The following is a 23,803-nucleotide window of genomic DNA, read 5'->3' on the forward strand; positions in this document are numbered from 1 at the left end:
CTGGATGATCTTCCTATCGCGGTGACGCGCGCCCGTCGTTCGCGGCCGCGCCGACGCCGCGCCCGCATGTTGTCGCGATGGGGAAACCTGCGATGGCTAGGCTGTTCCGGTCCCAGCTGCGAGGAGTGAGCGAAATGATTGACTTGTCCACCATCGTGAAGGCTTACGACGTTCGCGGCACCGTGCCCGACCAGCTGAACGAGCAGGTCGCCGGGGCCCTGGGCCGGGCGTTCGCACAGACGCTGCGCGAACGCGGCGAGGACCGGGGCACCATCGTGGTCGCCCACGACATGCGCGAATCCGGCCCGGCCCTGGTCGCGGCCTTCACCGACGGCGTACGCGCCGAGGGCGTCAACGTGGTCAACGCCGGTCTCGGCTCCACCGACCTGCTCTACTACGCCTCCGGCGTGCTCGACGTGCCCGGGGCGATGTTCACCGCGAGCCACAACCCGGCGCAGTACAACGGCATCAAGCTCTGCTACTCGGGCGCCAAGCCGGTCGGCCAGGCCACCGGCCTGTCCACCATCCGGGAGACCGCCCAGGCGCTGCTGGACGCGGGCACGCCCGTCCCCGCGCCGAGCGGCACCATCGAGCAGCGCGAGCTGCTGGCTGACTACGCGGCGCACCTGCGCACGCTGGTGGACCTCAGCGGCGTACGCCCGCTGAAGGTCGTGGTCGACGCGGGCAACGGCATGGGCGGCTACACCGTGCCCGCCGTGCTCGGTGACGCGGTGCTGCCGGCCCTGCCGCTGGACATCGTCCCGCTCTACTTCGAGCTCGACGGCTCGTTCCCCAACCACGAGGCCAACCCGCTGGAGCCGGCGAACCTGGTCGACCTGCAGCAGGCCGTGGTCAAGGAGGGCGCCGACCTCGGCCTGGCCTTCGACGGCGACGCCGACCGCTGCTTCGTGGTCGACGCCGACGGCAACCCGGTCTCGCCGTCGGCGGTGACCGCGCTGGTGGCCACCCGGGAGCTGGCCAAGCACCCCGGCTCGACGATCATCCACAACCTGATCACGTCGGCGGCGGTGCCGGAGATCGTGCGCGAGCACGGCGGCACGCCGGTGCGCACCCGGGTCGGGCACTCGTTCATCAAGGCGGAGATGGCCGCGACCGGCGCGGTCTTCGGCGGCGAGCACTCGGCGCACTACTACTTCCGCGACTTCTGGGGCGCCGACACCGGCATGCTGGCCGCGATGCACGTGCTGGCCGCGCTGGGCGAGCAGCCGGGGCCGCTGTCGGAGCTGGGCCGCCGGTTCGAGCGGTACGCCGCCTCCGGCGAGATCAACTCCGTGGTCTCCGACCAGCCCGCGAGCCTGGCCAAGGTGCGCGCGCACTTCGCCGGGCAGCCGCAGGACGAGCTGGACGGACTCACCGTCAGCTTCGACGACGGGGCGTGGATCAACCTGCGCGCCTCGAACACCGAGCCGCTCCTGCGCCTCAACGTCGAGGCCCCGGGCGTGGAGCGGATGTCGCAGCTGCGCGACGAGGTGCTCAAGCTCGTCCGTGGGTAGGCTGCACTTCAGCTCAGCCTCGCTGTAGCCCAGCCTGCGATGTGAAGGAGCCGACGTGTCGCTCGACCCGCAACTGCTCGAGATTCTCGCCTGCCCGGCGGAGGATCACGCCCCGCTGCGCCACGACCCCGAGGCGCAGACGCTGACCTGCACCTCGTGCGGCCGGGTGTACCCGGTGCGCGACGGGCTGCCGGTGCTGCTGCTCGACGAGGTGCTGACCGGCAAGGCGGGTGCCTGATGGCCATCCCGCCGCTGGACGGCGCCGCGGGCGTACGCGGCAACCGGTGGTTCGACGAGGCGCTGCTCGACGACGCCCCGGGCCTGGCCGCCCGGGATCCGGGCGGGATGCTGCGCGCCATCGCCTCGGCGGGCGCGCAGGTGCGCGAGGCGACGTCGCTGACGGCCGAGGTGGACCTGAGCCACCTGGCCGACGAGGGCCGCCCCCGGGCGGTCGTGGTGGTCGGCGCCGGTACGGCGGCCCGTACCGGCGACATCCTCACCACCATCGCCGGGCCCCGCTGCCTGGTCCCGGTGCTGACCCACCGCAGCCTGGAGGTGCCCGCCTGGATCGGCGCCGCCGACGTGGTGATCGCGGTGTCGGCGTCGGGCCGCTCGCCGGAGGCGCTGGCGGTCGCGGAGGCGGCCGGACGGCGCGGGGCGCGCCTGGTGGCGATCGGTGCGCCGGGCTCGCCGCTGCAGTCGGTGGCCGAGCGCAACCGGGCACCGTTCATCCCGGTGCCCCGGCGCGGCGCGGCGCGGGCGAACCTGTGGGGCCTGACCGTGCCGGTGCTGCTCACCGCGCGGGCGCTCGGCCTGGTCAAGGTCAACGAGGCCGACCTGGCCGAGACCGCCACCCGGCTGGACCTGGAGGCCGACCGCTGCCGCCCGACCGCCGAGACGTTCGTCAACCGGGCCAAGACCATCGCCCTGAACCTGGCCGGGTCGGTGCCGATCATCTGGGGTGACTCGCCGCTGGCGGCGGTCGCGGCGGTCCGCTACGGCGACATGCTGTCGGCCAACGCCCGCTACCCGGTCGTCACCGACGCGCTCGGCGAGGCCGGACGCGGCCGGGTGGGCCTGCTCGACGGCGTCTTCGGCGCGCTGGCCGCGTTGGAGAAGGACATCTTCGCTGATCCTGAGTTCGATACGCCTTCGGCCGACCCTCCGCGTCTGAAGGTGGTGCTGCTGTGCGACGGTGGTCTCGCCGACGAGAACAGTGCGGCGCAGACGACGGACCGGCGGGCCGAGGTCGTGCAGGACATCGCCGCGAGGCGGGGCATCGAGGTTGACGTGCTCACCGCCGAGGGTGGCTCGGCGCTGGAGCGCTTCGCCTCACTCGTGGCGGCGACCGACTTCGCTTCGGTGTACCTCGGGCTCGGGCATGGCCTGGACCCGATGGCGGTGCCGGCCGTCACGGAGCTGAAGGAGCAGTTGCGCAAGTGAAGTATGGGTTCTGCGAGATGACGACGGTCGGGGTAGCGGCATGAGTGCCGAGGGCGGCACCAAGGCGATCGTGGCGGCGCTGGCCGCCAACCTCGGCATCGCGGTGACGAAGTTCGTGGCCTGGGGGCTGACGGGATCGTCGTCGATGCTGGCCGAGGGGATCCACTCGGTGGCGGACTCGGGTAACCAGCTGCTGCTGCTGCTCGGTGGACGGCGGTCCAAGCGCGAGGCGACCCCGCTGCACCCCTTCGGGTACGGCCGGGAGCGCTACATCTACGCGTTCATCGTGTCGATCGTGCTGTTCAGCGTGGGTGGCCTGTTCGCGCTGTACGAGGCGTACCACAAGTGGCACGACCCGCACGGGATCACCGAGTGGCAGTGGGTGCCGGTGACGGTGCTGGTGGTCGCGATCATCCTGGAGTCGCTGTCGTTCCGGACCGCGATCCAGGAGTCGAACCGGATCCGCAACGGTGTCTCGTGGAAGAACTTCATCCGGCGGGCCAAGGCGCCGGAGCTTCCGGTGATCCTGCTGGAGGACTTCGGTGCGCTGGTGGGCCTGGTCTTCGCCCTGTTCGGCGTCGGTATGACGCTGATCACGGGCGATGGCCGGTGGGACGCGGCCGGCACCGCGATGATCGGTCTGCTGCTGGTGGCCATCGCCGTGGTGCTGGCGATCGAGACGAAGAGCCTGCTGCTGGGCGAGTCGGCCACGGAGGAGCACGTCCTGGCCATCGCGGCCGCCATCACCGACGGTCCCGAGGTGGAGCGTGTGATCCACATGCGCACCATGCACCTGGGCCCGGAGGAGCTGCTCGTCGCCGCCAAGATCGCGGTACGCAACGACGAGAAGGCGGACGAGATCGCGCGCGGCATCGACGCCGCCGAGGCGCGCATCCGTGCCGCAGTGCCGATTGCCCGGGTAATCTACCTCGAACCGGACATCGACTACGCGAAGGGCTGACCCCCGTGCGCCGACTGCAGAACCCGATCAGGCCGTACGCCTGGGGCTCGCGCGACATCATCGCGCAGGTCCAGGGGCGGCCCGTGCCCAGCGACGGGCCAGAGGCGGAACTGTGGATCGGCGCGCACCCCGACAGCCCCTCCACGATCGACGGCCGGTCACTGGCCGAGGCCATCGCGTCGGCGCCGGGTGAACTGCTCGGCGCCGACGCGCACGCCGCGTACGGCGCGCGCCTGCCGTACCTGATGAAACTGCTGGCGGCGGAGCGCTCGCTGTCGCTGCAGGCACACCCCGACGCGCGGCAGGCCGCCGACGGCTTCGCCGCCGAGGAGCGAGCGGGCGTGCCGCGCACCGCCGCCCACCGCAGCTACGTCGACGGCAACCACAAGCCCGAGCTGCTCGTGGCGTACACGCCGTTCGAGGCGCTGTGCGGCTTCCGCGACCCGGCCGCCTCCGCCGAACTCGTCGACGCGCTCGCGCTGCCCGCGCTCAAGCGCGTGGTCGGCGCACTCGCCGTCGGCGACCTGCGCGAGGCGGTGCACGCGCTGCTCAGCTGGCCCGCCGCGGAGCGGCCCGAGCTGCTGGAGCAGATCGCCGCCAACGCCGACAAGCTACCCGCCGGGGCCGTCGGCGGCGGACCGCGCGGCCTGGTCCGGCGGCTGTCGGCGGAGTACCCGGGCGACGTCGGCGTGGCGGTGGCGCTGCTGCTCAACCACCTGATGCTGGAGCCTGGGCAGGGCATCTGGATGCCCGCCGGGAACCTGCACGGATACCTGCGCGGCGCCGGGATCGAGATCATGGCGGCCAGCGACAACGTGCTGCGCGGCGGCCTGACCCCCAAGCACGTCAACGTGCCCGAACTGCTGCGCGTGCTGCGCTTCGAGCCGCTGCACGAGCCGGTGCGCGACCCCGAGCCGGTCGCGCCCGGCGTGGTCACCTGGAGTGTGCCGGTGCGCGACTTCCGGCTGCACCGGGTGCGGCTGGACGGGGAGGTCGGCGAGGCCCGGCTGGCCCTGGACGGGCCGCGGACGGTGTTCTGCGTGGCCGGGAGCCTGACCGTGGGCGACGAGAGCGGCGGGTCGGTGGTGCTGCGCAGCGGCGAAGCCGCGTACGGCCTGCCCGCGGGCGGCCCCCTGACGTTCAGCGGCGGCACGGGCGAGGCGTACACCGGCTCCCTCTGACCCCGCCTCGGGGCAGAGCTGGATCCACGATCCCGATCATGATCGCGATCCACGGGCCTCCGGCCCGACTTAGCATCGACAGTGGCCTATCTAGAGCACGAATTCTCGTGATTCGTCTTCTGGATAGGCCACTGTCGATTCAAGGCGGGGTGGAGAGGCGGCGCGGAGCGGCAGTACGGTGTCGTGATTACGGTGTGGTGATATGACGGACACGGCGCGTGGCGAAAGTTGGCCTGAACTGCTTGACACTGACTCGACGGAGTGTGACTCTTTAACCACGCAGCGTTATCGGGATCTCAACTCCGAGCCACGCGCGGGGGAACCAAACCGGGGGGAGTGTGGCCCGGTTCCTGGTGCGGAGGGTCCGCCCAGGGACCGGGCCACACGTATGTCCGGCCCGGTCGACCGAACAGGAGCACTCCGATGACCGGCACGCTCGCCTCCGGCGACTTCAAGGTCGCCGACCTCTCGCAAGCCGCGTTCGGGCGCAAGGAGATCCAGCTCGCCGAGCACGAGATGCCGGGTCTGATGGCGGTACGCGCCGAGTACGCCGACGCGCAGCCGCTGGCCGGGGCCCGCATCGCCGGCTCGCTGCACATGACCGTGCAGACGGCGGTGCTGATCGAGACCCTGACGGCGCTGGGCGCCAAGGTGCGCTGGGCCAGCTGCAACATCTTCTCCACCCAGGACCACGCCGCGGCGGCGATCGCGGTCGGTCCGGGTGGTACGCCGGACGCCCCGGACGGGGTCCCGGTGTTCGCCTGGAAGGGCGAGACGCTGCCGGAGTACTGGTGGTGCACGGAGCAGATCCTGCGCTGGCCGGACGGCGGCGGTCCGAACATGATCCTCGACGACGGCGGCGACGCCACCCTGCTGGTGCACAAGGGCGCCGAGTTCGAGCAGGCCGGGGCCGTCCCGTCCGCGAGCGGCGAGGACTCCGAGGAGTACGGGGTCATCCTCGCCCTGCTGCGGAAGTCGCTGACCGAGGATCCCCGGCGCTGGGGCGCGATCGCGGCGGGGGTGCGGGGGGTGACCGAGGAGACGACGACGGGCGTGCACCGGCTGTACGAGATGATGGCGGCGGGTCGGCTGCTCTTCCCGGCGATCAACGTCAACGACGCGGTGACCAAGAGCAAGTTCGACAACCGGTACGGCTGCCGCCACTCGCTGGTCGACGGCATCAACCGGGCCACCGACGTGCTGATCGGCGGCAAGGTGTGCGTGGTGGCCGGCTACGGCGACGTGGGCAAGGGCTGCGCCGACTCGCTGCGCGGGCAGGGCGCCCGGGTGGTGGTCGCCGAGGTGGACCCGATCTGCGCGCTGCAGGCGGCGATGGACGGCTACCAGGTCGCGACGGTGGACGAGCTGGCCCCGGCCGGCGACCTCTTCGTCACCGCGACCGGATGCAAGGACGTGATCACCGCCGAGCACATGGCGCGGATGAAGCACCAGGCGATCGTGGGCAATATCGGGCATTTCGACAACGAGATCGATATGGCGGGGCTCACGCGTACGCCGGGTGTGACGCGAATCAACATCAAGCCGCAGGTGGACGAGTGGCGCTTCGCCGACGGCCACTCGATCATCGTGTTGTCCGAGGGCCGCCTGCTCAACCTGGGCAACGCCACCGGCCACCCTTCGTTCGTGATGAGCAACAGCTTCACCAACCAGGTGCTGGCGCAGGTCGAACTGTTCACCGGGCGCGACGAGTACCCGGTGGGCGTGTACACGCTGGCCAAGAAGCTGGACGAGAAGGTGGCCCGGCTCCACCTGGACGCGCTGGGGGTACGGCTGACCGAGCTGACCAAGGCGCAGGCCGACTACCTGGGGGTACCGGTGGAGGGACCGTACAAGCCGGACCACTACCGGTACTGATCCGCCGCCGCAGGTCACCGCTTTCTGGAGCCGTTCCAGTGAAGTGACCCCCGTCGACTTCTGGCGGGTATGGGCCCTACGCTAAGGTGTGCCTCGCCTTATTAAGGCAAGGCTCACCAAGCAACAAGCTCTTACCCTCGGGAGCGCACGTGAACGGCAACGTCTTTCTCGCCACGTACCTGATCGGTCTGCGCGAGGGACTCGAAGCGACCCTGGTGGTGACCATCCTCGTCGCCTTCCTGGTCAAATCGGATCTCCGCGGCCGCCTGCCCTATGTCTGGTCGGGCGTGGGCGTCGCCGCCGCGCTCTCGGTCGGCTTCGCCGCGCTGCTGCAGTTCACCAGCGCCAACCTGGAGTTCAAGCGCCAGGAGCTGTTCGAGGCGGTCACCTCGATCGTCGCCGTCGTCTTCGTCACCTGGATGATCTTCTGGATGCGCCGCGCCGCGCGTTCGATCGCGGGCGACCTGCGGACCAAGCTCAACGCCGCGATCCAGCTCGGCCCGCTGGCCGTCGTGCTGACGGCGTTCCTGGCCGTGGCGCGCGAGGGCCTGGAGACCGCGCTGATCTTCTTCGCGACGGTCCAGGGCGCCGCCTCCACCTGGTCGGTCGTCGCCATCGTGAGCGGCATCGCCACCTCGGTGCTGCTGGGCTTCCTGATGTACCGCAGCGCCCTGAAGATCAACCTGACCAGGTTCTTCACCTGGACCGGGGTGCTGCTGGTGCTGGTCGCCGCGGGCATCCTCAAGTACGGCGTGCACGACCTGCTCGAGGCCGGGGTCCTGCCGGGCCTGAACGACCACGCGTTCGACATCAGCGGCACGCTCGACCCCACCACCTGGTACGCCGAGCTGCTGCGGGGCATGTTCAACATCACCCCGGTCCCCACCAAGCTGGAGACGGTCGCCTGGGTCGGGTACGCGGTGCCGGTGCTCGTGCTGTTCCTGCTCCGGCGGCCGTCGACGCCCGCCGCCAGGCCTACCCCGGCCGTGCCGCCGACCCCCGCCCCCGACTCGTCGCACCAGCCCGCCTGAGCTGTGACGGCGTGGACGCCTGGACGCGGTCCGCCCCGATCCTCGGAACCATCTGAACCCCACCTCGGAAACACAGGAGCCCGACCGATGCGCAAGCTTCCCGCCCTGACCGCCGTGGCCGTGCTCGGCCTGGGCCTGGCCGCGTGCACCACCGACCCGGAGCCGGCGAAGCCCGGTGACACCACCGGCCCGATCGCGGTCAAGGCGACCGACACCGCCTGCGAGGTCGCCCGGGGCGAGAACGCCGCCGGCACGGTGACCTTCAGCATCACCAACTCGGGCGCCAAGGTCACCGAGTTCTACGTGTACGCCGCGGGCGACCGGGTCATGGGCGAGGTGGAGAACATCGCCCCGGGCCTGACCCGGGAGCTGCGGGTGGAGCTGCCCGCCGGGACGTACGAGACCGCCTGCAAGCCGGGCATGATCGGCAAGGGCATCCGGGGCGCGTTCAAGGCGACCGGTTCGGCCACGCCGCTGACCGCCGACGCGAAGCTGGCCGAGGCGAGCGCCAACTACCAGCGCTACATCCAGAGCCAGACCGCGGCGCTGCTGCCCAAGACCGAGGAGTTCGTGGCCGCGGTCAAGGCCGGGGACGCCGAGAAGGCCAAGGCGCTGTTCCCGATCGCGCGCACCTACTGGGAGCGCATCGAGCCGGTGGCCGAGATCTTCGGCGACCTGGACCCGAAGATCGACGGCCGGGCCGAGGTGATCGAGGAGGGCATGGCCTTCACCGGCTTCCACCGCCTCGAGCAGGACCTGTGGGAGAAGAAGGACATCTCCAAGTCCGGCCCGATCGCCGACCAGCTGCTGGTCGACGTGAAGGAGATCGTGGCCAAGGCCAACGCCGAGAAGCTGTCGCCGCTGCAGCTGGCCAACGGGGCCAAGGAGCTGCTGGACGAGGTCGCCTCCGGCAAGATCACCGGCGAGGAGGACCGCTACTCGCACACCGACCTGTGGGACTTCGCCGCCAACGTCGAGGGCTCCAAGGCCGCCGTGCAGGCGCTGCGCCCGACCCTGGAGGAGCGCGCCCCCGAGCTGGTGGCCAGCCTCGACGCCGCGTTCAAGACGGTCGACGACACCCTGGGCAAGCACCGCGAGGGCGACGGCTGGAAGCTGCACACCGCGCTGACCCAGGCCGACCTCAAGGAGCTCACCGACGTGATCAACGCGTTGGCCGAGCCGATCAGCAAGATCGCCGCCGTCATCTCCAAGTGACGCCCGAGCCCCGTGGTGCCGACCGGCGCCACGGGACTCTCCCACCCCGAAGGGACGTGACCCCGTGGTATCGCGACGAACCGCCCTGACCGCCGCCGGCGTCGGCATCGCCGGTGCGGCCGGTGCCGTGGCCGTGGGCTCGGCGATGATGAACGACAACCCGGACCCGGCCGCCGCCTCGCCGGGCGCCCCGGTGCCCTTCTACGGGCCGCACCAGGCCGGGATCGTCACCCCGGCGCAGGACCGGCTGCACTTCGTCGCCTTCGACGTGATCACCAAGGACCGCGCCCGGCTGGTCGAGATGCTGCGCGAGTGGACCGCCGCGGGGGCGCGGATGACCGCGGGCCGCGACGCGGGGCTGCTCGGCGCCGTCGGCGGCCAGCCCGAGGCGCCGCCGGACGACACCGGCGAGGCGCTGGGCCTGCCCGCCTCCGGCCTCACCCTGACCGTCGGCTTCGGCCCCACGCTGTTCCGCGACGCGGACGGCGTCGACCGGTTCGGCATCGCCGACAAGCGGCCCGCCGCGCTGGAGGACCTGCCGCACTTCCCGGGCGACGCGCTCAAGCCGGAGATCAGCGGCGGCGACATCTGCGTCCAGGCCTGCGCCAACGACCCGCAGGTGGCCGTGCACGCGGTGCGCAACCTGGCCCGCATCGGCTTCGGCGTGGTCAGCGTGCGCTACTCGCAGCTGGGCTTCGGCCGCACCTCCAGCACCTCGCGGGCGCAGGCCACCCCGCGCAACCTGATGGGCTTCAAGGACGGCACCCGCAACCTCAAGCTCGAGGACGGCAAGCTGCTCGACGAGCAGCTCTGGGCGCACGCCGACGACGGCGCCGCCTGGATGGCCGGGGGCAGCTACCTGGTCACCCGCCGCATCCGGATGCTGATCGAGACGTGGGACCGGACCTCGCTGACCGAGCAGGAGCAGATCTTCGGCCGGGACAAGGGCGAGGGCGCGCCGCTGGGCGGCAAGCAGGAGTTCGACGAGCCCGACTTCGCGGCCAAGGACGGCACCGGCAACCCGGTGATCGGCATGGACGCCCACGTACGGCTGGCGCACCCGGCCCAGAACGGCGACGCCCACCTGCTGCGGCGCGGCTACAACTTCGTGGACGGCTCCGACGGGCTGGGACGGCTGGACGCCGGGCTGTTCTTCATCGCGTACCAGCGGGACCCGCGCAAGCAGTTCGTGCCGGTGCAGCGCAACCTGGCCCGCCACGACGTGCTCAACGAGTACATCCGGCACACCTCCAGCGCCCTGTGGGCCTGCCCGCCCGGGGTCGCCGGGGAGGGCGACTTCTGGGGGAGCAGCCTCTTCAGCTGAGCGGTCGACCCGCTCGGGCAGCGCCGCCTCGGACCCGACCCGCCCCGGTCGGGACCGAGGCGGCGTTCGTACGCCGGGGGTCAGGCGGTCGGCGCGGCGGTGCGCAGCGCCTCGGCGGCCGCGGCGGCCGGGACCGGCTGCGCGGGGGCGTACTGGACCGGCGCCGGCTGGCTCGGCAGCGCCGGGAACAGCTGCGGCCACAGCGCGGCGTGGCTGGCGCGGTTGCGGGCCAGCCGCAGCGCCGAGCGGCGGTGCCGCTCGCCGACGATCGCGGCCAGGTAGACCCAGCCCGGGGTGTTCGGGGGCGGCGGCGGGGTGGTGACGGCCAGGATCTCGGTGGCCAGGGCCTGGCCCAGCCGGGTGCGGTACGGCTCGCGCAGGCCGCGGCTGCGGGCCAGGAAGTGCCGCGCCGCCAGTGCCAGCTCGTCGTCGAGGTCGGTCAGGTCCAGGGTCGCCGCCCACTCCTGCAGGAACTGCGGGGTGCTGGGCACCCAGCCCCAGCTCTGCGGGGTGCGGTCGTGGATGACGATGGTGCCCGCGGCCAGGTCCGCCAGGCGCTTGGCCCGGCCGGAGCCGATCAGCACGCCGAGGCTCGCCGCCCAGCTCACCGGCAGCAGCACGCCGGGCCACTCCAGCACCGTGCCGACCAGGGCGCGGGTGAAGGCGTGGCGCAGGGTGACCGGGCCGCCGTCGTCGCGCACCACCCGCAGGCCCATGGCCAGCTTGCCCACCGACCGCCCGCGCGTGAGCACCATCAGCACCGCCGGGTAGGCCACCAGCACCAGCGCCGAGGTGAGCACGTAGGCGATCGCGGGCGCCGCGTCGCTGAAGCCGAGCAGCACCAGGGCGAGGGTCAGCAGCGACGCCAGCACGATCAGCAGGAAGACCTGCACGAACGCGTCGAGCATCAGGGCGAGCACGCGGGAGCCGGCCCGCGCCAGGCGCACCTCCAGGTGCACTGCCTCGCCGCTGACCAGACCCGCCGCTGTGGTGTCGCCCTGTCGCACCGGCACAGTGAATCACAGGCACACCCGAGTGGGCTGTCCCCGCTAAGCTGCCGGTCGGCGCGGACCCCTCCCGCGCCAGGGGAGGACGAGCAGTGGATCTGGACGCGTACGTCGCCGAGCACCGGGGCGAGTGGCGCCGGCTGGACACGCTGAGCCGCCGACGGCGCCGCCTGAGCGCGGCGGAGGCCGACGAACTGGTGCTGCTGTACCAGCGGGTGGCCACGCACCTCTCCGTGGTCCGCAGCCGCACGCCGGACCCGGCGCTGGTGGCGGAGCTGTCGCGGCTGGTGCTGGCGGCGCGCGGGGCGATCACCGGGCCGACCGCGTTCGACTGGCGGGCCATCCCGCGCTTCTTCACGCACAGCCTGCCGCTGAGCCTGTACGTCGCCCGCCGCTGGTGGATCGCGTCGGCCCTGGCCTTCCTCGCGGTCTCGGCCGTGCTGGCGGTCTGGGTCGTCGAGGACGCGAGCGTGGCCGGGCAGTTCGGGCTGAGCCCGGGAGACATCCGGCAGCTGGTCGAGCACGACTTCGCCGACTACTACAGCGAGTACGACCACCACGTCTTCGGCACCCTGGTGTGGACCAACAACGCCTGGATCGCGCTGCAGTGCCTGGCCTCGGGCGTGGCCATCCTGCCGGTGTTCTGGCTGCTGTGGCAGAACGCGCTCAACCTGGGCATCGTCGGCGGCGTCATGATCGGCCACGGCGAGGCGGGGCAGTTCTTCGGGCTCATCGCCCCGCACGGGCTGCTGGAGCTGACCGGCATCTTCGTCTCGGCCGGGGTCGGGCTGCGCCTGGGCTGGTCCTGGATCGTGCCGGCGCCGGGCCTGGGCCGGGGGCAGTCGCTGGCCGCCACGGCCCGGCAGAGCATGGTCGCCGCGCGCGGGCTGGTGCTGGTCTTCGCCATCGCCGGGTTCCTGGAGGGCTTCGTGACCCCGTCGCCGCTGCCGCTGCTGGTCCGCGACGCGATCGGCCTGCTGGTCTGGCTGGCGTTCCTGGCGTACGTCTTCGTGCTCGGCGCTCGGGCGCAGCGGCAGCAGGCCGCCGCGCCCGAGCCGTCAGAGCTTGCCTGAGGCCTTCAGGTCCAGGTAGGCGTCGGTGACCCGGCTGGCGAACACGTCGGCCGGAAAGTCGAGCACGGTCACCCCGTTGCGGCTGAGCGCGCCCGCGATGCGCTCGCGGTCGGCCAGTGCCCGCGTCCCGGCCGCCGCCGCGTAGACGTCGCCCGGGTGGTCCAGCGGGGTGGCCGCCAGGTCGGTCAGCGCGTGGTCGTGCACGGCCGCGATCAGCACCCGGTGCCGCGCGGCCAGTTTCGGCAGCACCGGCAGCAGGCCCTCGCCCAGCGCCCCCGGCTCCAGGGCCGTGAACACCACCACCAGGCAGCGCTTGCGCTCGCGGCGCAGCACCTCGCTGGTGATCAGCTCGAAGTCCGTCTCGACCATCGCGGGCTGCAGCGGGGCGACCGCGTCGACCAGGCGCGGCAGCAGCGACCGGCCCTGCACCGCGGTGACCACGGCGCGGACCCGGTGGTCGGCGGCGATCAGATCGACCTGGTCACCGGCCTCGCGGGCGACCGCGGCCAGCAGCAGCGCCGCCTCCATCGCCGCGTCCAGGCGCGGCTCGTCGCCGACCCGGACCGCGCTGGTACGGCCGGTGTCGAGCACGCAGACGACCCGCCGCGACCGCTCCGGCCGCCAGGTGCGCAGCATGACGTCACCGCGCCGGGCGGTGGCCCGCCAGTCGATGGAGCGCACGTCGTCGCCGGGCACGTACTCGCGCAGCACGTCGAACTCGCTGCCCTGGCCGCGGCCCCGGATCGCGGTGGCGCCCTCGACGGTGCGCAGCCGCGACAGCTTCTCCGGCAGGTGCCTGCGGGAGGCGAAGCGCGGCAGCACCCGCAGCGTCCACGGCACCTCGTGGTCGGCCTGCCGGACGGCCAGGCCCAGCGGCCCCCGGCTGCGCACGGTCACCCGCGCGGCCGGGCGGTCGCCGCGCCGGGTCGGGGTGAGCGCGGTCGGCAGCTGCACCGTCGCCCCCGCGGGCAGCCGCAGCTGGTACGGCTCGTCCGACGCGCCCGCCGACGGCACCCAGGCGTCGCGGACCAGCAGCTCGCCCGCGGTCCGGGTCGGGTTGCGCACCGTCAGGACGACCTGGGTGCTCTCGCCGAGCCGGACCGTGGTGGCGCCGGAGCGGGACAGGGCGAACCGCCGCGGGTCGGCCGCCCGCGCCCGGTCCACCAGCACCAGCAGCGCGAGCAGGACCAGCAGCACGGCGAAGACGGCCGACGGGTAGAAGCCGAGGATCGACCCGCCGATCACCCCGACGGTGCCGGCGGCCGCCAGCGCGGCGGTGCGTGCGGTGGGCATCAGCGGGGCGTCGGGACGGTGGCCAGCACGGAGTCGAGCACCGCGTCCGCGGTGACGCCCTCCAGCTCCGCCTCCGGGGTCAGCCGCAGCCGGTGCCGCAGCGTCGGCCGGGCCATCACCTTCACGTCGTCGGGCGTGACGTGGTCGCGCCCGGCCAGCCAGGCCCACGCCTTCGACGTGGCCAGCAGCGAGGTGGCGCCGCGGGGCGAGGCGCCCAGCTCCACCGAGGGCATGGCCCGGGTCGCCCGGCAGACGTCCACGATGTACGCCATCACCACGTCGGCGACGGTGACCTTGCCGACCGCCTCGCGCGCGGCCGCCAGGTCGGCGGCTCCGGCGACGCGCTGGATGCCCACCGCGCGCAGGTCGCGCGGGTCGAACCCGGCGTGGTGGGCGCGCAGCACGCCCAGCTCCTCGTCCCGGGTGGGCAGCGGCACGGTCAGCTTGAGCAGGAACCGGTCGACCTGGGCCTCGGGCAGCGGGTAGGTGCCCTCGTGCTCGATCGGGTTCTGGGTCGCGGCGACCAGGAACGGGTCGGGCAGCGGGCGGCTCACCCCGTCGGCGGAGACCTGCCGCTCCTCCATGACCTCCAGCAGCGACGACTGGGTCTTGGGCGGGGTCCGGTTGATCTCGTCGGCCAGCAGCAGGTTCGTGAAGACCGGCCCGGGGCGGAACTGGAACTCGGTGGTGCGCGGGTCGTAGATGACCGAGCCGGTCACGTCGCCGGGCATCAGGTCGGGGGTGAACTGCACCCGCTTCATGTCCAGCTCCAGCGCGGCCGAGAGGCTGCGTACGAGCAGGGTCTTGGCCACTCCGGGCGGCCCCTCCAGCAGCACGTGCCCCCGGCACAGCAGGGCGATGACCAGCCCGGCGACCACGCCGTCCTGCCCCACCACGGCCTTGGCGACCTCGGTACGCAGCCGGCCGAGCGCCTCGCGGGCCGGGTCGGCGGGTTCGAACGTCAGCGGCTCGGTCACCGGTGTACTCCTTCGTTGATGCGGGCGCCGGTCACGGTCTCGACCAGCGTCTTCAGTTCGGTGGCGCGAGCGTGCAGCTCGCCTTCGGAGCTGGGCTCGGGGCCGTACAGCAGGTCGTCGAGTTCGGCGCGGCGGCCGGGCAGGCGCGCCTCCAGGGCGGCGCCCAGCTGCTGGCGGTCGGCGGCGGCGGGCAGCCCCAGCGCGCCGGCCAGGCGGGTACGGGCGTTGGCCCGCAGCACCTCCAGCGCCGGACCGCGGGCGCGGGCGCGCAGGTAGAGGCGGGCGCGGCCGAGCGCGGTCTCCGCGCCGCGCACCTCGACCGGCAGCGGCTCGACGACCGGGGCGCCGAGGCGGCGCCCCCGCGCCAGGGCCAGCAGCACGCCCGCGACCAGCAGCAGCACCACGGTCCAGAACAGCCAGTCCGGGAACGGGCTGGGCGGGGTGAAGCGGTCGGACGACTGCGGCGGGCTGTCGTCGCTGTCGTCGTCGGACCCGGCGCCCGGTTCGGTGTTGGGCCGCTCGTAGACGCCGCCGGGCCGCGGGGACGCGCCGGGCGACGGCGGAGGCAGGGCCACGCTCGGGCCGGGCGGCGGCGGGTTCTCCAGCGCGTGCAGGTCCAGCCAGATCAGCGTCCGGTGCCGGCTCAGCAGGTCGGCGGCGAACCGGCTGTTGTCGTGCTCGGCGAGCCGGTCGGCCCGGAACGGGTCGTCGCTGCCGACCGCGATGAACTCGACGCCGTTGTACTCCAGCCGGGCCAGGCCCTGCTCGTAGCAGAACACCGGCTCGTTCAGGCTGTCCTTGAGCTTCAGGTACCGGGTGCGCGCCACGGCGGCCGGCGTGGCGGAGGTGAGCGGGCAGCCGGGTCCGGGCCCGGTCACCGCGGTCGCCCAGCGGCGGTCGGCCACGCCCAGCGGCGGCACGAAGTCGCGCAGCTCCGAGCCGGGCTCCACCAGCACCACGGTCGCGCCCTTGGGCGCCAGGTCCACGACCTCGCGGTAATCGGGGTGCACGAAGCGCGGTGCGGGCACGAACAGGGTGACGTCGCTGCCCAGCCGGTCCATGCGCGCGAGCGCGTCGCCGGTCCGGGTGTCGGTGAGGATGGTGACGCCCCGGCCGCGCAGCAGCTCGGCCAGGTCGCGGCCGCCCTGGGCGGCGGGCGAGGTCGGGGCGAGGTAGCCGGCCTCGGCCGGGTCAGTCTGCTCGAACGCGTGCGCGGTCAGCGCGACCGCGACGACCGCCACCACGGGCACGAACGGCAGGACCAGCCGCAGGCGGCGGCGCTTCTTCGCAGGCGTCATGCCCGGCCTCGCAGCTGCTCGTGCACGCGGTCGAGGCAGTCCTTGACCGCGGCGTCGTGGTCGGCGGTGGCGGGGCGCCTGCCGTACCAGATGGTGGAGAAGGTCTCGGTCGCGGTGGTCACCGCGGGGGCGAGCTCGGGCCGGGCGGCGCCGGCGGCGCGGGCCAGCTCGGCCACCGTCAGGCCCGGCTGGTTGCCGACCACGTTCCGGTCGACCAGCTCGCGGACCATGGCGCGCAGCCGCTCGCGGACGGCCTCGGCGTAGCGCCCCTGGGCGGCGAGCCGGTCGGCCAGGGTCGCGAACACCACCGGGGCCACCTCCGGCAGCTCCTCCACGGCCGCCTCGACCGCGTCGAGCTGCTCCTCGGTCACCACCACGGGCTGCTCCGCGCGCTTGGCGGCCTTGTCTGCGCGGCGCCAGCCCGCGCGCAGGTTCCACCGGTTCGGCAGCCAGGCGGGGTAGGTGTACCAGAGCAGCCCGCACAGCCCGGCGAGCACGAGCAGGCACAGCAGGGTCAGGCCCAGCGACATGCGGTCGCTCCAGGCGGCGACCGCCTCGTTCCACCACCTCATCGCGTGGCCGCCAGCAGGTCGGCCGAGAGCGGGCGGCGCAGCGCGGCGCGGTTGAGCCAGATGTCCAGGCCCTCGACCCGGGTGCGCGACTCGATCAGCAGCGCGGCGTCCAGGCCCGCCAGGCAGGCGTACGCGACGGTGTTGGCCAGCACGAAGGACGGGATCAGCACCCAGCCGTAGTCGGCGTCGCCCAGCGACAGGAAGTCCTGCCCGGCCAGCACGCCGAGGTAGAAGCCGAAGCGCAGCAGCGCCCAGGCCAGGTAGCCCAGCACCCGTACGCCCAGCACGCGCATGCCTCCCCGGAAGGCGACCGCGCTCGCCCGGCCCAGGCTCCGGAGCAGGCCCTGGCGCTCGACGTACAGCACGACCGCGGCGAGGCCGAACAGCGGGTATCCCGCCAGCCACACCGGCCCCAGGAACGCCCCGAGCAGGGCGGGCAGGCCCGCGACGAGCGCGAGCAGCACCGTCTTGGCGACCGTGCCCGGCCGGAACCCGCCGAGTGCCCGCGCGGGCACGCCGGCGACGTCGGCCACCACGGCCCGCCCGGTCACCAGGCCCAGGCCGGTGATGATCATCGCTTCCAGGCCCATGCCGAGGGCGAAGACCGGCCAGTACCCGGAGAACAGGCCGGGCAGGCCCGAGGCCGGCTGGTAGTCCGCGGCGAGCCGGATCGGGTACAGCGCCAGCTGCTCGAGTGCGGCCAGCACGGCGGCGACCGTGAGCAGGGTCCGCCCGTTGCGGTGCACCAGCTGCATCGCCGCGTCCAGCAGCTCCCCGAGGGTGAGCGGGCGAAGCGGCACGGCTCGCTCGTACGGCGGCTGGGGCGCGGCCGGCGCGGCGCGGTCCAAGGAGTGCTCCGAGGGGTGTCGGGGTGGGGGGTGGGGCAGCGCCCGCCATCCTGGCACGGCGGGGCCAGTCGCGTGGTCCCGCCCTCGCGGGGCGTGGCCGGTCGCGGGTCCCCACCCTGGCCGATCGGACGAGATCCGCGAAGGCGGTTCGTGTCTTGCGGGATGGGATGGAATATTGGACGGCATGAACGAGCCGATGCTGCCTGGAGCAAATGGATGAGGGCCCGAGTCCTGGTTGTGGACGACGATCCCGCCCTGGCGGAGATGCTCGGCATCGTGCTGCGCAGCGAGGGGTTCGTCCCGGCGTTCGTCGCCGACGGCGAGCGAGCGCTGGCGGCGTTCCGCGAGGCGCGCCCCGACGTGGTGCTGCTGGACCTGATGCTGCCGGGGATGAGCGGCCTGGACGTGTGCCGCGCGATCCGCGCCGAGTCCGGGGTGCCGATCGTCATGCTGACCGCCAAGAGCGACACCGTCGACGTGGTGCTCGGGCTGGAGTCCGGCGCCGACGACTACGTGGTCAAGCCGTTCAAGCCCAAGGAGCTGGTCGCCCGGGTGCGGGCGCGGCTGCGCCGGGGTGAGGACGTCACCCCCGAGCTGCTGACCATCGGGCCGCCGAACAACCAGATCGTGATCGACGTGCCCGCGCACACGGTGACCCGCAACGGCGACGAGGTGAAGCTGACCCCGCTGGAGTTCGACCTGCTGGTGGCGCTGGCCCGCAAGCCGCGCCAGGTGTTCACCCGCGAGGTGCTGCTGGAGCAGGTGTGGGGGTACCGGCACTCGGCCGACACCCGGCTGGTGAACGTGCACGTGCAGCGGCTGCGCGCCAAGATCGAGCCGGACCCGGAGCGCCCGGAGATCATCCTGACCGTGCGCGGGGTGGGTTACAAGGCCGGGACCAGCTAATCTTGTCCGCGCTGTGACCACCCCCGACCCCCGCCCCGACCTGCTGTCCAGCGCCGCCGAGGGCGGCGGGGACGGCCGGTCCGCCATGCCGGGCACCCGTGCCGCGCGGCTGGCGGCCTCGCTCAAGCGGCTGGCCCGCCAGGCCGCCCGGGTGCCCGCGCTGCGGCCGACGGCGCGCAGGCTCGCGCCCGTGCTGCGGCAGGGGCGCCGCACCTGGCGGCGCTCGCTGCAGCTGCGGATGGTGACCATCACCCTGCTGTCGTCCAGCGTCCTGGTCGGCGGCTTCGGCTACCTGGTCGCCGAGCGCAGCACCAACGCGCTGCTGGCCGGTGCCGAGCACGAGGCCGAGCAGCGCTTCGACAACGGCGTGATCGACGCGACCGATCAGCTGAACCTCATGCTCAACCCTGAGGATCCCAAGATCAATCAGGATCTCACCACCCTGCTCAGCAGCCTGGCCGGGCAGCGCTCGGAGTCCACCGGCCTGGTGGTGGCCATGCGGTTCAAGAAGGAGACGGCGCGGACCCTGCCCACCGAGGGGCTGGCCTGGCCGCAGAACCGCGACGCGGGGCAGGCCATCACCAGCAGGCTGGAGGCCGATGTGCTGGGCGGCTGGAGCAGCCACCAGTACGTCACCGCCGACCTCGGCGACGAGGGCCGCCAGAGCACCTACCTCGTCTACGGCTCGCCCGTGCCGACCAGGTGGGGCCAGGGCTCCGTCGAGCTGTACTACATCTTCCCGGTCGACAGCCAGGTCGGCATCGCCGAGGACATCCGGTCGACGATCAACTACGTCGGCGCGGCGCTGGTGCTGCTGCTGGGTGTGGTGACCGCGCTGGTCACCCGGGCCACGGTGAGCCCGGTCCGGGTCGCCGCGCGCACCGCGCAGCGCCTGTCGGCGGGCCTGCTCGACCAGCGGATGGCGGTCAAGGGCGAGGACGAGCTGGCCCTGCTCGCCGACGCGTTCAACCAGATGGCGGCCAACCTGCAGCGGCAGATCGTCCGGCTGGAGGAGATGTCGCGGCTGCAGCGCCGGTTCACCTCCGACGTCTCGCACGAACTGCGTACGCCGCTGACCACGGTGCGCATGGCCGCCGAGCTGATCCACTCCGAGCGCGACGGGTTCGACCCGGCCGTGGCCCGCAGCGCCGAGCTGATGCTGGGCGAGCTGGACCGGTTCGAGGAGCTGCTCACCGACCTGCTGGAGATCAGCCGCTTCGACGCGGGCTTCGCCATGCTCGACGCCGAGCCGACCGACCTGGTCACGGTGGTGCGCCGGGTGACCGAGCGGCTGGACCCGGTCGCCGAGCGGCTCAACGTGTCGCTGGAGCTGGTGGCGCCGGACCCGCCGGTCATCGCCGAGATCGATCCGCGCCGGGTCGAGCGCATCCTGCGCAACCTGGTCGGCAACGCGGTCGACCATGCCGAGGGCAGGCCGGTCGTGGTCACGCTGGGCATGGACAACCGGGCGATCGCGATCACGGTGCGCGACCACGGCGTCGGGCTGAAGCCGGGGGAGGAGAAGCTCGTGTTCAACCGGTTCTGGCGGGCCGACCCGTCCCGGGCCAGGCAGACCGGCGGCACCGGCCTCGGCCTGTCCATCAGCCTCGAGGACGCGCGCCTGCACGGCGGCTGGCTGGAGGCCTGGGGCGCGCCCGGCCGCGGCGCCCAGTTCCGCCTGACCCTGCCGGTCCGCGCCGGCGGCCGCCTCGTCGGCTCGCCGCTGCCGCTGGTCCCGGCCGAGCCGCCGGCCCCGCGGACGAGCGCGGACGGACACCTGGAGACGCCGCGGGGGGCGACGGTATGACCACGTTGAACCGACGTCGCCTGCTGGGCATGCTCACCGGGGCGGGCGCCGCGCTGACGCTGGGCGCCTGCGGCATCGGCGCCCGCGACCAGGTCGTCCGCGACGGGCCGGGGCCCTCGGCGGGTCCGGGCGGGGCGCCGTACGCGCGGGCCACGCCGCCCGTGCGCGGCATCATCAACGATCCGAAGAAGCTGGTGGAGGACTTCCTCGAGGCGGCCGCCGGGGACCACGGCACGCAGGCGTCGCACACGAACGTGCTCGAGGTGCTGAAGAGCTATCTCAGCCCGAAGGCGATCGAGGAGTGGAACCCGGGCACCGAGGTGAACCTGGTCCGGCTGACCCGCTCGGTGACCCGCAACGGCTCCACCGGCGGCGTGGACGTGCCGGTGCAGCATCTGGGCATCCTCACGCCCGACGGGCGGATCGAGCCGCCGCGGCTGGGCCACAAGACGTACACGTTCACCGTGGGCCCGGCGCCCAACGGCCAGGGCCTGGTCATCACCGACCCGCCGGACGACCTGCTGCTGGTCGACACCGCCGTGCTCACCTACTACGACGTGAGGCCCATCTACTTCCTCAACGCCGACAAGTCGTCGCTGGTGCCGGATCTGCGCTACCTTCCGCGCGCCGTCCCGCCGGAGCAGCAGGGCAACCGCCTGCTGGAGTGGCTGGTCGGGGGGCCGTCGCAGTGGCTGGACCGCGCCGTGGAGCTGCTGCCCGAGGGCGCCTCGCGGCGCGGCAGCATCACGCTGAGCCCGGACCGGCTGACGGTGAACCTGACCGCCGCCGTCTCCGACGCCAGTGCGCTGGACAACCTCGCCGCCCAGCTGTGGTGGACGCTGCGGCCCGACCGCGCCGACCGCAGCCTGCAGCTGCTCACCGACGGCGTGCCGGTCACCACCAGCACCACCTACCTGGCCAAGAACTCGGCGGTCGGCACCCAGTCCTACGAGCCGCGCCGCTACGCGGTGGTCGACGGCAGGCTGCGCCAGCTGCGCACCGGCCAGGCGTCGGCCTCGCTCGCGCTGGGCAACGTCAACCAGGACATCGCCGCCGCCGCGGTCTCCCGCCGCCAGCAGTCGGTGGCCCTGGTCCGCAAGCGCTACGGCAGGCAGCAGCTCTGGATCGGCGAGACCGACAAGATCAGATACAGCGGGCTGGAAGGGGACGTCCTGTCCGCGCCCACCTGGCTGGACCGCTCCAACCAGGTGCTGCTGGTGCTCAAGGACGGTGAGATCTACGCGGTCAGCAACGGCGGGGCGCACGCGCAGGTGCACACCGACCGGCTGCCCGGCAAGGTGACCGCGATGTCGGTGGCGCCCGACGGCCGCCGGATCGCGCTGGTGGTGAAGGGCAGCCTGTACACGGCGGCGCTGGTCCGCAAGGGCAACCAGGTCACGTCGTTCTCGGTCGGCCAGCCGAGGTCGGTGCCGACCAGCCTCACGGATCTGCGCGGGGTCGCCTTCACCAAGGAGGACCATCTCGTCATCGCGGGGCTGAACGCCGCGCAGGAGGCGCTGCTCTACGAGATCACCACCGACGGGGTGCTCCAGTCGAAGTCGCTGGCGCCGTCGCGGGTGCAGACCGAGATCACCAACCTGGTGGCGTACGTCGACAACCCCATCACCGGCAGCGGGCTGAACATCCTGCTGGACATGAACGGCACCGCCTACCAGGCGTTCGGTCAGCACGACCCGGAGCCGCTGAGCCAGTTCCTGCCGCCGGAGCCGCTGCCCTCGGCGACGCCGTCGGCGGATCCGTCGGCCTCGCCGAGCACCCCGGCCACCCCGGCGGTCTCCGCCGCCTTCTTCGAGGGCTGAGCCGTGCCGCCGGGGGTCCGCCGCGCTCGGGCGGGCGCCGCCGCCACCGCCCTCTGGGGCGCCCTGAGCGACCTGGTGCTGCCCGCCGCCTGCGCGGGGTGCGGCACGCAGGGTCAGTCGCTGCGGTTCGAGGTGTGCGAGGGCTGCGCCCGCGAGCTGGAGACCCTGCGGGCCCGGCCCACCCGGCCGCAGCCCGCGCCGGACGGGCTGCCCCCGTGCGTCACCCTCGGCGACTACGACGGGCGGCTGCGGGAGCTGCTGCTGGCGTACAAGGAGCGGGGTCGGCACCGGCTCGCGCGGCCGCTGGGCGCGCTGCTGGCCGAGGCGGTCGCGGCCGTGGTGCCCGGCTCCCCGGTGCTGCTGCTGCACGTGCCGGACACGGCCGCGGCGGCGCGGGCCCGCCACGGCGACCACATGCTGCTGCTGTCGCGCGGGACGGCCGCCCGGCTGCGGGAGGCGGGCCGCCGGGTCGAGCTGGCGCAGCCGCTGCGCGCCCTGCCCAAGGCGGACTCGGCCCACCTGACCTCGGCACAGCGGGCGCTGGCCGCGCTGGGCGGGTTCACCACGGCGCCGGGCCGGCTGGCGCAGGCGCGGCGGGCCGCCGCCGGGTCCGTGGTGGTGCTGCTCGACGACATCATCACGACGGGTGCGACTCTTTCGGCCGCGGCGGCATGTTTGACCCGAGCGGGGGTACGGGTTGATGCATGCGTCACTCTCGCCGCGACACGCCGGACCCGTGCCTGACCGAGAAATATGCCGGAAACTTCCGCATAATTACCTGATCGGCAGCCGGTGACGGCACGGTGACGCGTGGTACCGAAAGGGCGAATCTCGTCAAAACAGTCTTGGTACAAGGGATGACGAGAGGCTGTCCAGCGGCTAGCGTCAGAAGCCAACCACCTGATGGAGGCCACTGTGAAAAGTGGCACGAGCGTCGGAAGGGGCTTACGTAAGTGCGCCCCGGAGCGAATCGCTGGGGTGTCCAGTTTTTCGGACAGACCGTGGGAGGTCAGGCGTGGACATCGAGGTCAAGGGTCGCAACGTCGAAGTGCCCGAGCACTACAAGGTGCACGTGGCCGACAAGCTGCAGAAGATCGAGCGTTACGACCAGAAGATCATTGAAATCGACGTCGAACTAATCCACGAGCGCAACCCGCGCCAAGCTGATTCCTGCCAGCACGTTGAGATCACCTGTGTCACCCGCGGACCCGTGATCCGCGCCGTCGGCGCCGCCGGTGACTTCTACAGCGCACTGGACATGGCCATCGAGCGCCTCGACCGCCAGATGCGCAAGGCGGCCGACCGCCGCCGGGTGCACCGCGGCCGCCGCGCCCCGGTCTCCGTCGCCGCCGCGACGGCGGGACTGCCTCTCTTCGAACCCCCCGGTGACCTCACCAGCACCTCGCTGTCGCGCGGCTCCGTCGCGACGATGGACGACGAGGAGCAGCCCTGGCACATCGTGCGTGAGAAGGAGTTCTCCGGCGAGCCGATGACGATCGACGACGCGCTCTACCAGATGGAGCTCGTCGGGCACGACTTCTACCTGTTCCATGACAAGGACAGCGGCCGGCCCTGCGTGGTCTACCGTCGTCGGGCCTACGACTACGGCCTGCTCACCCTCGCCTGGTGACGTTGCTCGTGGTCACCCTCCTCTGGGA

At 72.9% G+C, this 23,803-nt stretch carries 21 protein-coding genes; 15 read left to right on the forward strand and 6 right to left on the reverse strand.

Features of this window, described 5'->3' with window-relative positions:
* Positions 1–134 precede the first annotated feature (134 nt).
* The 9 genes from QEZ54_RS05930 (at position 135) to efeB (ending at position 10,544) form a co-directional block, all read left to right on the forward strand.
* The gene (locus QEZ54_RS05930) at positions 135–1,514 is read left to right on the forward strand and encodes a phosphomannomutase/phosphoglucomutase (RefSeq protein ID WP_281303427.1); all 1,380 of its coding nucleotides are present in this window, start codon (positions 135–137) and stop codon (positions 1,512–1,514) included.
* A gap of 55 nt (positions 1,515–1,569) precedes the next feature.
* On the forward strand, positions 1,570–1,752 hold the full coding sequence (locus tag QEZ54_RS05935) for a Trm112 family protein (RefSeq protein WP_212827172.1): 183 nt from the start codon (positions 1,570–1,572) through the stop codon (positions 1,750–1,752).
* On the forward strand, positions 1,752–2,957 hold the full coding sequence (locus tag QEZ54_RS05940; RefSeq protein WP_281303428.1) for an SIS domain-containing protein: 1,206 nt from the start codon (positions 1,752–1,754) through the stop codon (positions 2,955–2,957). Before QEZ54_RS05935 ends, QEZ54_RS05940 begins: the two co-directional genes overlap by 1 nt.
* A 40-nt stretch (positions 2,958–2,997) precedes the next feature.
* A complete protein-coding gene (locus QEZ54_RS05945; RefSeq protein ID WP_281303429.1) occupies positions 2,998–3,918 on the forward strand; it encodes a cation diffusion facilitator family transporter in 921 nt (306 codons plus the stop codon).
* A gap of 5 nt (positions 3,919–3,923) precedes the next feature.
* On the forward strand, positions 3,924–5,099 hold the full coding sequence (gene manA, locus QEZ54_RS05950; protein ID WP_281303430.1) for a mannose-6-phosphate isomerase, class I: 1,176 nt from the start codon (positions 3,924–3,926) through the stop codon (positions 5,097–5,099).
* A gap of 423 nt (positions 5,100–5,522) precedes the next feature.
* A complete protein-coding gene (gene ahcY, locus QEZ54_RS05955) occupies positions 5,523–6,974 on the forward strand; it encodes an adenosylhomocysteinase (RefSeq protein WP_281303431.1) in 1,452 nt (483 codons plus the stop codon).
* Between the two features lie 149 nt (positions 6,975–7,123).
* Entirely contained in the window at positions 7,124–8,005 is an 882-nt protein-coding gene (efeU, locus tag QEZ54_RS05960) for an iron uptake transporter permease EfeU (protein ID WP_281303432.1), read from the forward strand.
* Between the two features lie 87 nt (positions 8,006–8,092).
* A complete protein-coding gene (gene efeO / locus QEZ54_RS05965) occupies positions 8,093–9,220 on the forward strand; it encodes an iron uptake system protein EfeO (RefSeq protein WP_281303433.1) in 1,128 nt (375 codons plus the stop codon).
* A 64-nt stretch (positions 9,221–9,284) separates the two neighbouring features.
* Complete coding sequence (gene efeB / locus QEZ54_RS05970; RefSeq protein WP_281303434.1) at positions 9,285–10,544, forward strand: iron uptake transporter deferrochelatase/peroxidase subunit; 1,260 nt, start codon at positions 9,285–9,287, stop codon at positions 10,542–10,544.
* A gap of 80 nt (positions 10,545–10,624) precedes the next feature.
* Here the strand turns inward: efeB and QEZ54_RS05975 are convergent, their stop codons facing one another.
* Positions 10,625–11,551 (reverse strand): RDD family protein, encoded by a 927-nt coding sequence (locus QEZ54_RS05975; RefSeq protein ID WP_281303435.1) that lies wholly within the window; start codon positions 11,549–11,551, stop codon positions 10,625–10,627.
* Between the two features lie 92 nt (positions 11,552–11,643).
* On the opposite strand from QEZ54_RS05975, the gene QEZ54_RS05980 reads away from it, so the two are divergent.
* Positions 11,644–12,624, forward strand: coding sequence for a stage II sporulation protein M (locus QEZ54_RS05980; protein WP_281303436.1), 981 nt, complete (start codon positions 11,644–11,646; stop codon positions 12,622–12,624).
* On the opposite strand, the gene QEZ54_RS05985 is transcribed toward QEZ54_RS05980, so the two are convergent.
* From QEZ54_RS05985 to QEZ54_RS06005, 5 genes are read right to left on the reverse strand one after another with little or no spacing between them, the layout of a single operon-like run.
* Complete coding sequence (locus tag QEZ54_RS05985; protein WP_281303437.1) at positions 12,610–13,917, reverse strand: DUF58 domain-containing protein; 1,308 nt, start codon at positions 13,915–13,917, stop codon at positions 12,610–12,612. The genes QEZ54_RS05980 and QEZ54_RS05985 overlap by 15 nt on opposite strands.
* Positions 13,917–14,894: a MoxR family ATPase gene (locus tag QEZ54_RS05990; RefSeq protein WP_281303438.1), complete on the reverse strand. Its 978-nt coding sequence runs from the start codon at positions 14,892–14,894 to the stop codon at positions 13,917–13,919. The genes QEZ54_RS05985 and QEZ54_RS05990 overlap by 1 nt, the downstream gene beginning before the upstream one ends.
* A complete protein-coding gene (locus QEZ54_RS05995) occupies positions 14,891–16,192 on the reverse strand; it encodes a DUF4350 domain-containing protein (protein ID WP_281303439.1) in 1,302 nt (433 codons plus the stop codon). The genes QEZ54_RS05990 and QEZ54_RS05995 overlap by 4 nt, the downstream gene beginning before the upstream one ends.
* Complete coding sequence (locus QEZ54_RS06000) at positions 16,189–16,764, reverse strand: DUF4129 domain-containing protein (protein ID WP_281303440.1); 576 nt, start codon at positions 16,762–16,764, stop codon at positions 16,189–16,191. The genes QEZ54_RS05995 and QEZ54_RS06000 overlap by 4 nt, the downstream gene beginning before the upstream one ends.
* A complete protein-coding gene (locus tag QEZ54_RS06005; protein ID WP_281303441.1) occupies positions 16,761–17,564 on the reverse strand; it encodes a hypothetical protein in 804 nt (267 codons plus the stop codon). Before QEZ54_RS06005 ends, QEZ54_RS06000 begins: the two co-directional genes overlap by 4 nt.
* 264 nt (positions 17,565–17,828) lie before the next feature.
* Here QEZ54_RS06005 and mtrA point away from each other — a divergent pair, with 264 nt between their 5' ends.
* The 5 genes from mtrA to raiA all read left to right on the forward strand — a co-directional run bounded on the left by mtrA (position 17,829) and on the right by raiA (position 23,775).
* Positions 17,829–18,518 (forward strand): MtrAB system response regulator MtrA, encoded by a 690-nt coding sequence (gene mtrA, locus QEZ54_RS06010; protein WP_217394908.1) that lies wholly within the window; start codon positions 17,829–17,831, stop codon positions 18,516–18,518.
* Between the two features lie 13 nt (positions 18,519–18,531).
* Positions 18,532–20,325, forward strand: coding sequence for an MtrAB system histidine kinase MtrB (gene mtrB / locus QEZ54_RS06015; protein ID WP_281303442.1), 1,794 nt, complete (start codon positions 18,532–18,534; stop codon positions 20,323–20,325).
* Complete coding sequence (locus tag QEZ54_RS06020; RefSeq protein WP_281303443.1) at positions 20,322–22,145, forward strand: LpqB family beta-propeller domain-containing protein; 1,824 nt, start codon at positions 20,322–20,324, stop codon at positions 22,143–22,145. The genes mtrB and QEZ54_RS06020 overlap by 4 nt, the downstream gene beginning before the upstream one ends.
* Before the next feature lie 3 nt (positions 22,146–22,148).
* A complete protein-coding gene (locus tag QEZ54_RS06025; protein ID WP_281303444.1) occupies positions 22,149–22,889 on the forward strand; it encodes a phosphoribosyltransferase family protein in 741 nt (246 codons plus the stop codon).
* A 271-nt stretch (positions 22,890–23,160) separates the two neighbouring features.
* Positions 23,161–23,775, forward strand: a complete 615-nt coding sequence (raiA, locus tag QEZ54_RS06030) for a ribosome-associated translation inhibitor RaiA (RefSeq protein WP_281303445.1) — start codon at positions 23,161–23,163, stop codon at positions 23,773–23,775.
* Positions 23,776–23,803: the final 28 nt, after the last annotated feature.

Source organism: Catellatospora sp. KI3, from assembly GCF_029948125.1.
In the GTDB taxonomy this organism is placed as follows: domain Bacteria; phylum Actinomycetota; class Actinomycetes; order Mycobacteriales; family Micromonosporaceae; genus Catellatospora.

Bases quoted from the DNA above. Each gene is read 5' to 3' on its own strand.
- QEZ54_RS05930 (WP_281303427.1), top strand. From the start codon at position 135: ATGATTGACTTGTCCACCATCGTGAAGGCTTACGACGTTCGCGGCACC.
- QEZ54_RS05940 (WP_281303428.1), top strand. From the start codon at position 1,752: ATGGCCATCCCGCCGCTGGACGGCGCCGCGGGCGTACGCGGCAACCGG.
- QEZ54_RS05945 (WP_281303429.1), top strand. From the start codon at position 2,998: ATGAGTGCCGAGGGCGGCACCAAGGCGATCGTGGCGGCGCTGGCCGCC.
- ahcY (WP_281303431.1), top strand. From the start codon at position 5,523: ATGACCGGCACGCTCGCCTCCGGCGACTTCAAGGTCGCCGACCTCTCG.
- efeO (WP_281303433.1), top strand. From the start codon at position 8,093: ATGCGCAAGCTTCCCGCCCTGACCGCCGTGGCCGTGCTCGGCCTGGGC.
- QEZ54_RS05985 (WP_281303437.1), bottom strand. From the start codon at position 13,917: ATGCCCACCGCACGCACCGCCGCGCTGGCGGCCGCCGGCACCGTCGGG.
- QEZ54_RS05995 (WP_281303439.1), bottom strand. From the start codon at position 16,192: ATGACGCCTGCGAAGAAGCGCCGCCGCCTGCGGCTGGTCCTGCCGTTC.
- QEZ54_RS06000 (WP_281303440.1), bottom strand. From the start codon at position 16,764: ATGAGGTGGTGGAACGAGGCGGTCGCCGCCTGGAGCGACCGCATGTCG.
- mtrA (WP_217394908.1), top strand. From the start codon at position 17,829: ATGAGGGCCCGAGTCCTGGTTGTGGACGACGATCCCGCCCTGGCGGAG.
- QEZ54_RS06020 (WP_281303443.1), top strand. From the start codon at position 20,322: ATGACCACGTTGAACCGACGTCGCCTGCTGGGCATGCTCACCGGGGCG.